The organism is Candidatus Latescibacter sp. (assembly GCA_030692375.1).
Classification (GTDB): domain Bacteria; phylum Latescibacterota; class Latescibacteria; order Latescibacterales; family Latescibacteraceae; genus JAUYCD01.
In genome coordinates, this window is the sequence record JAUYCD010000209.1 from 1 (window position 1) to 12,742 (window position 12,742).

Annotated in this window: 8 protein-coding genes; all 8 read right to left on the bottom strand. The window is 52.8% G+C overall.

The genetic code is table 11. The annotated features are described in order from the left end of the window. The coding region (locus Q8O92_12680; GenBank protein ID MDP2984170.1) for a DUF58 domain-containing protein at window positions 1–214 on the bottom strand (214 nt) is incomplete at its 3' end. 237 nt (window positions 215–451) lie between these two features. After that, window positions 452–1,450, bottom strand: a complete 999-nt coding sequence (locus tag Q8O92_12685; GenBank protein ID MDP2984171.1) for a MoxR family ATPase — start codon at window positions 1,448–1,450, stop codon at window positions 452–454. A 43-nt stretch (window positions 1,451–1,493) separates the two neighbouring features. Further along, on the bottom strand, window positions 1,494–2,804 hold the full coding sequence (locus Q8O92_12690; GenBank protein MDP2984172.1) for an asparagine synthetase B: 1,311 nt from the start codon (window positions 2,802–2,804) through the stop codon (window positions 1,494–1,496). 463 nt (window positions 2,805–3,267) lie between these two features. Then, a complete protein-coding gene (locus tag Q8O92_12695) occupies window positions 3,268–5,028 on the bottom strand; it encodes a tetratricopeptide repeat protein (protein MDP2984173.1) in 1,761 nt (586 codons plus the stop codon). 149 nt (window positions 5,029–5,177) lie between these two features. Further along, the gene (locus Q8O92_12700) at window positions 5,178–8,453 is read right to left on the bottom strand and encodes a hypothetical protein (protein ID MDP2984174.1); all 3,276 of its coding nucleotides are present in this window, start codon (window positions 8,451–8,453) and stop codon (window positions 5,178–5,180) included. Window positions 8,454–8,662: 209 nt separating this feature from the next. Continuing rightward, window positions 8,663–9,331: a DUF4159 domain-containing protein gene (locus Q8O92_12705; GenBank protein MDP2984175.1), complete on the bottom strand. Its 669-nt coding sequence runs from the start codon at window positions 9,329–9,331 to the stop codon at window positions 8,663–8,665. A gap of 14 nt (window positions 9,332–9,345) precedes the next feature. Then, window positions 9,346–10,506, bottom strand: a complete 1,161-nt coding sequence (locus Q8O92_12710) for a GuaB3 family IMP dehydrogenase-related protein (protein ID MDP2984176.1) — start codon at window positions 10,504–10,506, stop codon at window positions 9,346–9,348. A gap of 167 nt (window positions 10,507–10,673) precedes the next feature. Continuing rightward, on the bottom strand, window positions 10,674–12,395 hold the full coding sequence (locus tag Q8O92_12715) for an Ig-like domain-containing protein (GenBank protein ID MDP2984177.1): 1,722 nt from the start codon (window positions 12,393–12,395) through the stop codon (window positions 10,674–10,676). Between the last annotated feature and the right edge of the window lie 347 nt (window positions 12,396–12,742).

Here is a 12,742-nt window from a genome sequence, read left to right on the forward strand (position 1 = left end):
GGTCGCTCCGGGCATACACCTTCCAGTCAAGATAGCGGAGGGAATCGCCTTCCATGTACTGGCGGTGTTCGGCGAATTCCGCCGAAAATCCGTGATAAGGGCTTTTATGCAGGCCGGTGATGAAACCTTCCACCACCAGCCGGGCAATGAGATCGAGCCGTGAGATGCGGCTGACCACTTCCGGGGAAAGAAAATCCTGGTATATTTGTTTCATGGAGTATATTAATTCGTTGAAATGCAGCCCCCGAAATCCCCCGAATGGGGACTTCAAAGACTGGAAATAAAGTCATTTTTATTTCGTTAGACCCTGAAATGGATTCATCATTCCCGCGAAGCGGCAACAAGTTCAGGGTGACACGGTTCAGGTCATGCCGAACTTGTTTCGGCATCTATCTTTGCGTGGTTTGCGAGAAATTTTTATTCCGGATTCTGACTTCTGGATTCTGCCGTTTTACTTACTCTCCTTGATAAGCCTTTCCACAATATCGGGTGCGGAAACGCCCTCCGCTTCAGCCGCAAAGGTTGTCACCAGACGGTGACGGAGCACCAGCATGGCCACCGCGCGCACGTCATCCTTCGAGGGAGCAAACCGTCCTTCCAGCGCCGCCCGTGCTTTGGCGCCCAGGATGAGATATTGCGACGCGCGGGGACCCGCTCCCCATTTTACCCATTCCCGGATGAAAGCGGGGGCATCCTTTTCCTCTGGGCGCGACCTCCGTACGAGATCCACCGCGTAGGTCACCACATCATCGGCAGCCGGAACCCGCCGCACCAGGTTCTGGAGAGTGATGATCCCTTCGGCATCGAGGATTTTCGAGGGGAGGACTTCCTCTGCGCCGGTAGTGCGGCGGACGATTTCGACCTCTTCCTCACGCGAGGGGTAATCGATCCAGAGGTTGAACATGAACCGGTCGAGCTGCGCTTCCGGGAGCGGGTAGGTTCCCTCCTGCTCGATGGGATTCTGGGTGGCAAGGACAAAGAAAGGCTCTACCAGACGCATGGTCTGGCCCTGCACGGTGACTGCATGCTCCTGCATGGCCTCCAGGAGGGCGGACTGGGTTTTAGGCGGCGTACGGTTGATTTCATCGGCAAGCACGATATTGGCGAATACAGGGCCGCGGACGAACCGGAAGTTCCTCCTGCCGCTCTGGGGGTCCTCCTCGATAACCTCGGTTCCCACGATGTCCGATGGCATGAGATCGGGGGTGAACTGGATGCGGGAAAAAGAGAGATCGAGCGCCCGCGCCAGCGACGAGATCATGAGCGTTTTCGCCAGCCCCGGGACTCCCACAAGCAGGCAGTGCCCCCGGCAGAGAAGAGTAACGATCAGATTGTCAATAACAGATTCCTGGCCGACAATCACTTTCGCCAGCTCCCTTTTCATCCTCTGCTGCGAAGCGGCAAGGTGCTCCAGAAGCTCGCTGTCATCGCGTTTCACGCTGTCCGTCATCGAATATCCTTTTTTTAAATTGTCCGAACCATGATTCTTGGGATTACGTTTTCAGTTCTTTCTTCTTTGCCCCCGGGAAAAGAACGTTGTTCAAAATCAGGCGGTACCCCGGAGAATTCTTGTGGAGAAAGAGCTGGGTCGTGGGGTCGCCGACCTGGTGACGGTAATCCTCGGGATCGTGGCCGCCGAGGAATGTCCATGTCCCCTTGCCCAGGTTGCCGTGGATGTAGCGGGCGGTTCCGCGGCTTTTGTTTTCGCCCATGATCACGACATTTTTCTTGATCAGGCTCTTCTTGAACTCGGTGGTCTGTCCCATGAAACCGCCGATGGGGTTCTCATGATCCTGAGTCAGCATCGCCGGCACAGGATCATACTTGGCGCTGAATTCGAAAAGTTCGAAGTAATCCATTGCCTCGGCTGCGCTGCTGGCCATAGTAGTGGGCGGGGTGATATCGATATCTGAAAATTCATAAATATAGGGATCGGTCACCAGCTTAAAATTTTCGAAAGCCAGGGTATGGGAGAAATCCAGCTTGGACTGGCAGTCCGGGTCCATGGCGTCGCCGTCGAATTCAGGGCCTGCGATATCGGTTCCGTGCGCCGCAAGTGCTATATCGAAGCTGTCGGTGGCCGAGCACATGGCAAACACGAATCCGCCGCCGTCGGTGTAGGATCGGATTTCTTCCGCAATCGCCTTCTTTTCATCGGACACCTTCCTGAAACCGAGCTTTTTGGCCATCGCCTCGAATTCAATCTGCTGCTGGATATACCAGTCGGCCCCGCGATAATTGCCATAGAATTTACCGTACTGCCCGGTAAAATCCTCGTGGTGCAGGTGCAGCCAGTCATACTTTTTCAGATCGCCCCGCATGACCTCTTCGTCCCAAAGGGTCTCATAGGGGATTTCCGCATAGGTCAGCGCAAGGGTGACCGCGTCATCCCAGGGCCGCTTGTTGGGCGGAGTGTAAACCGCAACTTTCGGGGCCTTTTCCAGTAATTCCCGCGACATATTGGAATTCCGGATGGTTTCATCGAGACGGGCAAGGGCGGCGGCATCCGGCGTTTCATAGGAAACCCCGCGGGTGAGAGTATATTCGGTTATCTCCTTGTCCGCATCCAGAAGAAACGAACCCCCGCGGTAGTTGAGGAGCCATTCCACACTGATGTTCCGTGACAGGGCATGGTAAGCCACACCGTAGGCTTTAAGGTGATCTTTCTGTTTGAAATCCATGGGGATGAGCATCTTCTCCGCACATGCCGCCGAAACACCCAGAAAGAGAGAAAGGATGTAAAGCAGCGTAACAAAAATATATTTAGAATGCCACTGTGGAATAGTATGCATTGGATTATTCATTAAATTTCCATTAAGCCTTGATTGCACATTTAGATCCTGAAACGAGTTCAGGATGACACGTGTCATGCCGAACTTGTTGCCGCATCTATAAATACTATCACGAACCTTTTCTAACCCTAATTATGCATTTAAAAGAGATTTTAGTCTCTGTGAGTGTTAAACTACAGCCCCCTAAATCCCCCAAAGGGGGACTTAAAAGACTGCAATACAAGGCTTAATCTGTTTTTTAAAAAAGTTACACTTTCGCATTTTCATCTTTACCACGAAAAGTCCCCCTTCGGGGGATTTAGGGGGCTGCCTTCCCAAATTAATAATAAGTATTTGTTTAAAAAAGAGTTAAGAAAATGTCGTAGCAAATTTGTGAATAATTAGGGTCTAATTGTATACTCGAATTTTTTTTGTATCTATCTTTTATCTTTTCCCTTTGTGTCTTTGTGCCTTTGTGCCTCTTTGCCTTTTCTTTTTACTTTATTACTTTCTTTTCCGTTAAACTCCTTAGCCTGCTTCTCAATTCCGCCTCATACACGGAGCCGGGAAAGGCGGTAAGGGCATCCATATACAGCTTTCTCGCCGCATCATTATCTTTGAACGCGGTAACATACAGCTCGGCGAGGTTCATCATCGCTCCGACATGCACCGTGGTGTCACGCGCGGCGGAAATCGCCCGATTGTACCAGGTGAGAGCCTTACTGGTGTCTCCCCTCTCGCTAAAGTAGTCTCCCAGGACGTGAGCCGCCTCGGGCGCCGCTGCGGAGGAGGTGTCGCCTGCTGCCACAGTCAGGCTGTCGACGCCCTCCCGATCCAACCCGCGAAAGAGAGCATATCTCCCATGCGCATAGGCGGTTATATTCATTCTCTCTTTTGCGGTGGAGCAGCGGAGGCTCAGCACCCGGAGCGCCAGAAGGTCGTTTGCATTTTCGTGGTCCGGAAAGCCCGCCACACAAGCTTCAATATCCTGGGCCATCGTTTCATAAGCGCCGGTAAAGAAGTGCATGAGCGCAATGGTTGAAGTTACAGCATACACCTCATTTTTAGACCGCGCTTTCAACCTGGTTTCATTCAGGGATTTCTCCGCCTCTGCGGTTTTTCCCTGGCGAAGGAAGGCCTGTCCCAGAAGGAGATTCGCCTCGAACGCCACCGACCGGTCAAGGGGCGCGGCAACAAACGCCCGGAGCCTGGAAATGATCTCGGCGCCATCTTCCGGCGCTGAGAGCTTAAGGATACGGAGAGAAGCGAGCGACGCTTCCACAGTCCCCGGGAAATCGCCGGACAGGGTAAGGTAATCTCGTCTTGCTCCCTCACGGTCGCCGCTTTTTTCACGGAGTGCGGCGCATTTCAAAAGAGAGGCGGTTCCATTCGGACCGGTCTTGAAATACCGGTAAAAGTCGGCATAGGCGAGAATGGCTTCCCGGGGATGACCTTCCGCGCTCAGGCGCTCAGCGATGTTCCAGAGTTCAACCGGATTGTTGGCCGGAACTGCTGCATCGAGGAGAGAACGGTAGGCGCCTTCATAATCCCCCAGCCGGTATTTCAAACCCGAAATGAGCCGGGCAGCCTGGATGCTTCCCGGTTTGGCTTTCAGATATTGGGCCAGAGGGGCGAGAAGGGATTGCGGATCGGCCCGGTCATCAAGCGCAGCGTTCAGCAACAGATCTATGCTGCTGTACCAGACCGGCTGGCTGTCGAGAGTTTTCAGGTATTCCCGGAGCGCCTGGGAGTAATTCATCTGCACACGGTAAATCTGCGCCAGCTCGAGGGAATAGAGATCCTCGCCGCCGGATTTTTCACGGGCGGTAAGATAGATCGAAAGCGCGGTACCGAGGTCATTGCGAGACATGAATTCATTGGCGGCGTTCCTGATCTTTTCGGGGTCTTTCCAGTTGTTCCCGATGCTGTCCAGAATCAGGCGGCGGCCTTCCGAATCCTTCCCCTGGCCGTATAAGGAGCGGGCGAGATAATTGATTGCAAAAATATCACCGGGATGTACGCCAAGTCGAGCCCCGGCGGACTCCCCCATGGTTTTGAAATCTCCGATTTTCTCGCAGAGCATGACCAGCTTGAAGAAATATATGTCGGTTTTATTCGCACTGTACAGGCGGGAATAAACGGCGAGGGCTTCTTCATTTTTGCCCTGCGACTCAAGGACCTGGGCTTTGATAAAATCCGGATCGACCGCCTGTGAAAAGGCTGAAAGTGAAAATACGGATAAAAGGATAATACACACAAAAAGCGCCCTAAGACTCGGTTTGAAAGACAGCCCCCTTCCTGTCCTATGGACATCCTTCCCCCGGAGGGGGCAGGAAAAAACTGCTGATCTGCGACTTCCCGTGCCCCCTTCAGGGGGAAAGGGACCGAGGGATAGGGGGCCTTCCATTATTTCGCCCCCGGAGAGGTCTTGAGCATGGATTCGAAATAGAGACGGATCAGTTTCTTGAACTCAGGATTGATATCGTCCTGAAGGGCTTTTTTCATGCGCTCGTTCAGCTCGGCCTGTTTCTCTCCAAGGTCCCCGGCGAGACGGTCGGCGCCGAGGGATTCGTTCTTTTTGGCAGTCCAGGATTTCCGCTCCGGGGATTCTTCGTCCTTTTCACGATGTGAGCGACGGGCATCGAGCAGGCGGCGGTAAATATCGAGCTGTTTCCGCTCGACCAGCTCGCGTTTCTCGTTTTTCCGCATCATCTGGGCTGTGTCATCCATGTCGCCGGTCAGTTTATCCAGCATTTCACGGAGACGCTTGTCTTCGGATAATTTCTTTCCCAACTGTGAAAGCATCTCCGCCAGCTTTTCCTGTTCGGCGGCAAGTTGTTTCATAAGCTCCTGCGAGCCTTCCCCCATTCTCATCTGAAGAGAAAGCTGGCCGTCGGCAATCATCTGAAGCTCCTGCATCAGATCGCCCGCCATCCCTTTGCTTTGATTCTCGCCCGAATTCTTCAGAAGATTGGAGAGGAAAAGAATAGTATTGTTCACCATGCTCAGGGAGCTGCGCGCGCTCTGCTCCCCCGCCGGGACATTCCCTGCGGTAAAGGTGTCGACCGCATTTTTCATGGTCATGTTCACCGCAGTGGTGATCTGTTCGATTATTCCTGCCAGCTCCAGGGAAACGGAGCCGAGGGCGGAAAGCGTCTTCCCCGCTTTCCTGAAACCATCCATAACCTCCAGTTCCTTCTGGGCGAGGTTTTCACCGGTGTATCCGCCGGTATTTGCGAGCAGCTTCTCCTGGCTTTCCGATACCGCAAGAAGCTCGATCATGGCAGTCAGCAGACGATTTTTCATCTCACGGGTATTTGTGCCCTTCATTAACTCGCCCAGTTTATCCATATTCTTTAGCATGTCCGACAGTTGTACATTGGATGAATCCATTCCCTTACGGGCTTTTTCGCTCATCCCCTTATCCAGATTTCCTGCGGTTTCCTCCATGCCTTTGGAAATATCGGTCGAGTTAAGGTAGTCCTCGAACGGCTTGGTGTTGAGGGAGAATTTTTCTTTCAATTCCCGGGACATGCCTTTGAGCTCATTCTCCAGCTTGTCCATTTCGGCGGCGAGGGATTTCTGCTCACGGGCGAGAGACGGATTCTTCGGATTGTTCCGGAGCTTCTGGGTCAGTTCAGCCTGTTTGAGAGCGATATCCTCGAGCACTTTTTTAGAGGTCTCATACCGCTGGATAGCTTTTACCTGCTCCAGGAGCCGTATGACGGCATCCAGCTTTTTTTTCACTGCATCGGCGGTGATCTGGTACTGGTCGAGGGCATCCTTGACTGCCCGCTGGTCCATCTCCATTGCGGCCCGAGTGAGTTTTTTCAGCGCCTCTTTCATGTCGCCGTCCGCGATCTGATCCATCATCTGGGAGATTTTCCGCAGCTTCTCCACTGTTTCCAGAGCGGCCATGTCCTCGTTGGAAAGCCTGTCCGCCATTTTCTTAACCGCTTCGGAAAAATCCTTTACGCTTTCCTGCATTTTTTCGAGCTGCTTTTTGGATTCCTCGATGGCGTTACGGTCGTTCCAGTCGGTTTTCTTCCCGTTCAGAATATTACGGCGCACCTCATCCAATGCCTTGTCTTTCTCGGATCCCGCATCCTGAGCCTCACGGATTTTTTCCATGCCGGCTTTATGCTCCTCAGCGGTTTCTTTCAGAATATCGGTAAGGGAGGGGACTTTGAGAGTGTACTTTTCCGAGACGCCCTGTTTCGGTCCCCGAATCGTGTCGTTATCCCACACCGAAAGATAAAAGGCAACCCGGTCTTCCGGCAAAAGGTTCACATCCGAAAGGTTCCATACATACCCATCCTCAATCTGACGGTTGAGCAGGCCCTTTTTCAGAGAAACGGCGCGGAAATTTTCCTCGAAAGGCAGCTTGTACTGCAGGGAAATCTGCGAAAGGCCGTAATCATCCTCCGCATGATACACGATGGGGAGCGTCATGGAACGGGGCAGGACGACATCGGCGGTCGGGCTGAGAAAAGAAACGGTTGGTTTTTCGTCTTCGAGACTGGCGATCCGGTAGAGAATGGGATTGATATCGCTGATGCCAACCGTGTCGATGAGGCTGATGGTGTAATCCAGGTCCCTGGTGATTGTGAAGGCTGCCCGCCCGTAAGCCCCTGAGACCGTGCAATTCGCGGCGGTGGAATCGCTAAAGCGGATGGTCATGCTCCGGAGGGGTTTGTTCGCCCGGATACCCAGACTGACCCCGGTTCCCCGAAGCGCGCGGATGTTGCCGTCATTGTCTTTCCTGGCAACCGTCCCCATTCCGGTGTATGCCGGATAACGTAGAGAAAGCTCGATATTCTCCACAACCGGGCGTTCGATGACATTCACCCGGAAGCGCGGAGTGGCGGAAGGACCGGATTCAAGATAATAAAGAAACGAAAGCCGGGGTTTTTCGATGGTCAGGTTGAAATAGCCGGTTTTATCGTCAACTTTCACAGGACGGGTGTTCCATACATCGGAATCCTTCCACCTCCAGAAAAGCCGGAGAGGGGCCGATTTGGAAGAGAAAAATCCTGAATTGGAGAAGTTTTCCCCCCTGATGATCGAACTGTCTCGGACAAGGGTGAAGATTATGGTGTTTCCGGGAGGGGAGTAAGATTGCCCGTAATCGGCCAGACGGTAAAACCCCCCCGTCAAAGAGCGGGGGAACATGATACTCAGCAGGAGAAACAGAATCGCCGCGCCATAGGAGATACGGATGAGAGAGAGGAGCCGTCCGGCGGAAACTGATTTTTCGGCGGCAACTGTGCGCAGCTCTTCCGCTGCCCTGCCGACAAGGGCGCGCACCAGTTCGGGAGACTGCCCCCGGAGACCTGCTTCGTCGAGACATCCCAACTGTACTGCGCTGATAAGCTTATCACGGAATTGCGGACAGGCTCGTTCAACCATGCGGGCAAGCTCATCGATACCCGGACGATGAATGTACCGTAACACGAAAAGGAATAGACCGGCAATAGTGGAAATGCCGGCCGCCGACCAGAAAAGAATGGTTTTTACCTGAGGTGAATGGTAGGAAAACGCCTCGATGAAGCCGAACAGGATGAACAGTGCGGCAAACACTGATAATGCGGCAAAAAACGCTTCGGCGATACCGATTGCCAGGTAGCGCCGTTCCACATTCTTCAGCCGGGCGATAATGCTAGTGTAGGAAGAATCCGTCATAGATGCCAGAAAATAAAAAAGTGCCTGAGTGCCTAAGTGCCTGAAACGGTTTTATCGTTCCCGCGAAGCGGCAACGAGTTCAGGATGACACGTGTCATGCCGAACTTGTTTCGGCATCTCTAGTTAAAAAAAGCAAAGACATATGCACTTATAAAAATTTTTATATTTACTTTCTTTTACTTTGCCGCTCTGTCACTTTGTCACTGCTTTTAGTGACTGAGCGCCCATGTTACAATATTGACTCCCATTCTCAACGCGGCAATCCGCAGCGCCTCCGGATCATTGTGCACCGAGGGGTCCTCCCATCCATCACCCAGGTCGGACTGATAGGAGTAAAAAACCACCATCCTGCCCTCGTGGAAGATTGCAAATGCCTGGGCAGGCAGCCCGTCGTGCTCGTGAATCTTGGGAAGACCGCCGGGGAAGGGAAAAGCGGCGCGAAATATGGGATGATCTTTCGGCAAAAGGACAAGCTCCTTGTCCGGGAAAACCTTTTTTATCTCCAGACGGAAGCTTTTATCCATGCCGTAATTGTCATCGGCAATAAGGAATCCCCCTCCTGTCAGGTACCGGCGGAGAAGCGCCGCCTCCTGTGCGGTGAAGGATATATTTCCGTGTCCGTTCATGTACACTACCGGGAATTTGAAAAGTTCCTCTTCCGAGACGGAAACCACAGCCTCCTGGTCGGCAGTGCGGATAGCGGTATTCTCCCGTATATACCGCATCAGGTTGGGAAGAGAAGTGGGATTGGAGTACCAGTCCCCGCCACCGCCGTATTTGAGCCGGGCGATGGTGAATATCTCGCCGGCATTCGGCGGGGGCGCCGTCTGAAGGAGCAGGGCGCTGAGAAAGACGAATCTATAGGCATAAGATTTCATGAACTTTTTTTTCTCTATTTCCCCATGCCCACCCGCTGCGCGGTCTGGAATACTTTGCCTTCCGTGCGAATGGAGGGGGCGATGATAATCTGGGTAAGCTGCATCTCACGGATATCGCGGGCGCCGACCGATCCCATGGAAGTGCGCAGCGCGCCCACCAGGTTCTGGCTGCCGTCATCGAGAGTTGCGGGACCGAATAAAATCTGCTCGAGCGTGCCGGTTATTCCAACTCTGATGCGGGTCCCGCGCGGCAGGTTTTCATGAGATGTAGCCATTCCCCAGTGGTATCCCCTTCCGGGAGCTTCCTTGGCGCGGGCGAATGCGGAACCGATCATGACCGCATCCGCGCCGCTGGCAATGGCCTTGCAGATGTCCCCGCCGGCGTTCATTCCGCCGTCGGTAATAATGGGAACGTACTTGCCGGATTGTTTGTACCAGAAATCACGTGCGGAGGCGCAATCCGCAGTGGCGGTCACCTGGGGCATGCCGATGCCGAGCACCCCTCGGGTGGTGCAAGCCGCTCCGGGTCCGATACCGACAAGGAGCGCATCGATGCCTGTCTTCATCAGTTCAAGGGAAGCGCTGTAGGTGACTGTGTTCCCCACGATTACCGGAACTTTCATCTTTTTGCAGAAACGCTCAAAATCAAGAGTAACATATTGGGAGGAGATATGGCGAACCGTGGTCACCGTGGACTGCACCACAAATATATCCACCCCGGCTGCCTGCGCGATATCCCCGTACCGGTCGGCCTTCTGGGGAATGGAGGAAACGATGGCAGGAACACCGGCGTTTTTGATCTCGGCGATGCGTTTCTCTATCAAATCCTCTTTCACCGGGACCCGGTAAATATCCTGCACCAGCTTTGTGGCTTCTTCCGGTGTGGCTGAAGCCACCTTATCCAGTAATTCAGCAGGGTTCTCATACCGTGTCTGTACTCCCTCAAGGTTCAGCACTGCAAGCCCGCCCAATTTGGCCATGGCGATGGCGAACCGGGTATCGACCACCCCATCCATCGCCGCAGCAAGGATGGGAACTGCGATCTTCTTTTCTCCGAGCATCCAGGACACATCCACATCATTGGGATTGATGGTCACATCCCCCGGAACAAGAGCAATCTCATCAAAACCATAACATCGCCTGGCCTTGCGGCCCCTGCTGATGTACTCACTCATATACAGCCTCTCCTTTAGAAATATGAAGCATGAAAAAAATCCCCCCTACCTGTCGGCATCCCCCCTTTTTAAGGGGGGAACTCTGGAGGCAGTTGTTTTTTACCCCCTTAAAAAGGGGGTCGCCGCCAAATGCGGCGGGGGGATTTGCTACTCTATAACTATGCTTATCACTGAAATATAAAATTTATATTCCCCGTAGTCCTGCGCGAAACCACAGTGATTGTATCGGGATATACATAAACCGGCTCCGAAACCCGGTAAGGTGAAACAGTTCCCCGGGTAAACACCCCGTTGGCGGTATCATCCCGGAAACCTGCTGCAACATACCGGCCGGGGATCATCATTCCCGCGGTCCAGGCAGCCTGCCCCATGATCTCCAGAGTCTTCCGGGTATTGGCGTCAAGATTCCTGAACATAAGACGATACAACGATTGCGGAGTTCCCGTTTTATCGCCGATCGTCCCCTCTATGAACCCCAGGGTGTCGGATGGAACCACTCTGAATGCAATCTGCGCCCCCGGGCCGGTCAGACGGTTACCGGCAGCTCCGCGCAAATTTTCACGGTTAAACATAAAAAGATAATTGAAATTCTCTTTCCAGGATGAAGCAGGGAACAACTCCAACATGTTCGGGCCGGTTTTCTTTACCGCCGGATTCACTCCGGAGGAGTCTGCAATCACATTCCGTATGCTGTCCGGGAGGGCGAGAACCCTGTTGAACACCAATTGAACAGGATCCTTTCCGGGGGTAAGTAATTTCGGCCCCCATTCGAGAATCTCAAGGGCAGTGGTATCGGGACGATCTGTTCCGGTGAAAACGGGCCTTTTCTCCATAGGCAATAAAGGATACCCGTCGCTGCTCTTTACCTGGAGGCTCTTTACGGTATATTCTTTCCCGTTTTTTTGTTCCGAGGTGGCAACCGAGATTCTTTTCAGATCACCTGCAAGGATGAACCAGCCCAGGATATCAATCCCCCCCTCGATGGACAGCTCAACCGAACCGGGATCGATGTCCTTGTCGAAAAAGAATTCCACCCGCTGAAGGTCAACCGGACGTATCGACCGAAGCTGCACCTGCGAGGTATCCTTTTCTGAAATGGCTGTCTGCGGCGCCAGGGCAAGGGTATCCCCTTTCGCAAAAGTCACATCATGAGACGCCAGCCCGATCATATCGTAACCCTCGGAGTAAAAACCGTCGCGGTCTTTGTCCCCGATGGCGAACAGTCGATAGGTACTGCTGGAGAGACCCACCAGAGTGTAGCTGCCGTCGGCGTTGGTCTGGGTCATGTAATCGGGAACATCGTTCCGTGGATCCGGCCTGGCTGTCGAATCGGCAAGAATGTAGGCGACTATATCCACTCCCGGCACATTTTCCGGCCTGGCGGCAAAAAAGTGAAAGGGAACGACTTTTCCCCTGATTTCACCGTTTTCGATCACCTCTCCGGTGGAGAATTTCAGGGAGATAGAGTCTTTCAGTTGATTGGTCCTCGTATCGCTCGCTTTCGAGCCGACCGTTATCACATAGGTTGTGTTGTCACGGAGCGGCTTAGGAAATCTCAGCGTCAGAACTCTGCTCCCCGATTTCCATCTCAATTCCGGCCACTGGGCAGGTATTGGTACGATAAAGAGATTGTCCGCCACGCTTTTTTCATCCATTGCCTTGGTAAATTCAATGACCACGGGCTCTGTTGCCGAAACGTTTTTTGACAGAGGCGCCGGAATAGAGCTGGCTAAAGCCGCCGGTGTCACATCCTTGGGCCCGCCGGGCGGGAATCCCTGCCGCGCGCAGGAAAGTCCAAAGATAAAAAACGAGGCACAAAGGCACAAAGGCGCAAAGGCCCAAAGGGAAGATCCAGCGGTTTTATGATTTTGCGAGATAGTATTTTCCATTTTTCAACCTGAAAGATCAAATACACGAGAATTTACATGAAACTTAAAGTATAATAAAAATCCCCCGCCTTTAACAGCGAAAAGCGGAGGAAACTTTTCGAGCAATTAATCTTCTATTCTGTCTTCTTACTTTTGACTTTGGGTTTTGGGCTGTCTTTTAATCTCAGAATTCCACTCAGCTTGCTGTGGGGTTTGATCCCCCCTGTCCTTATTAACCATCATGACCATAGATGGTCACAACGAAGGATGAAAATGTTTTGAATAATAAAGCGTCATGGTTATCCTCCAGATAACCACAAACCATTCAAAAAAGGAGGACAACCATGACTGGAAGTAAAGAACGAACG

Excerpts from the sequence above, each read along its gene's own strand:
- Q8O92_12685 (MDP2984171.1), bottom strand. The coding sequence starts at position 1,450 with ATGACGGACAGCGTGAAACGCGATGACAGCGAGCTTCTGGAGCACCTT.
- Q8O92_12690 (MDP2984172.1), bottom strand. The coding sequence starts at position 2,804 with ATGAATAATCCAATGCATACTATTCCACAGTGGCATTCTAAATATATT.
- Q8O92_12700 (MDP2984174.1), bottom strand. The coding sequence starts at position 8,453 with ATGACGGATTCTTCCTACACTAGCATTATCGCCCGGCTGAAGAATGTG.
- Q8O92_12705 (MDP2984175.1), bottom strand. The coding sequence starts at position 9,331 with ATGAAATCTTATGCCTATAGATTCGTCTTTCTCAGCGCCCTGCTCCTT.
- Q8O92_12710 (MDP2984176.1), bottom strand. The coding sequence starts at position 10,506 with ATGAGTGAGTACATCAGCAGGGGCCGCAAGGCCAGGCGATGTTATGGT.
- Q8O92_12715 (MDP2984177.1), bottom strand. The coding sequence starts at position 12,395 with ATGGAAAATACTATCTCGCAAAATCATAAAACCGCTGGATCTTCCCTT.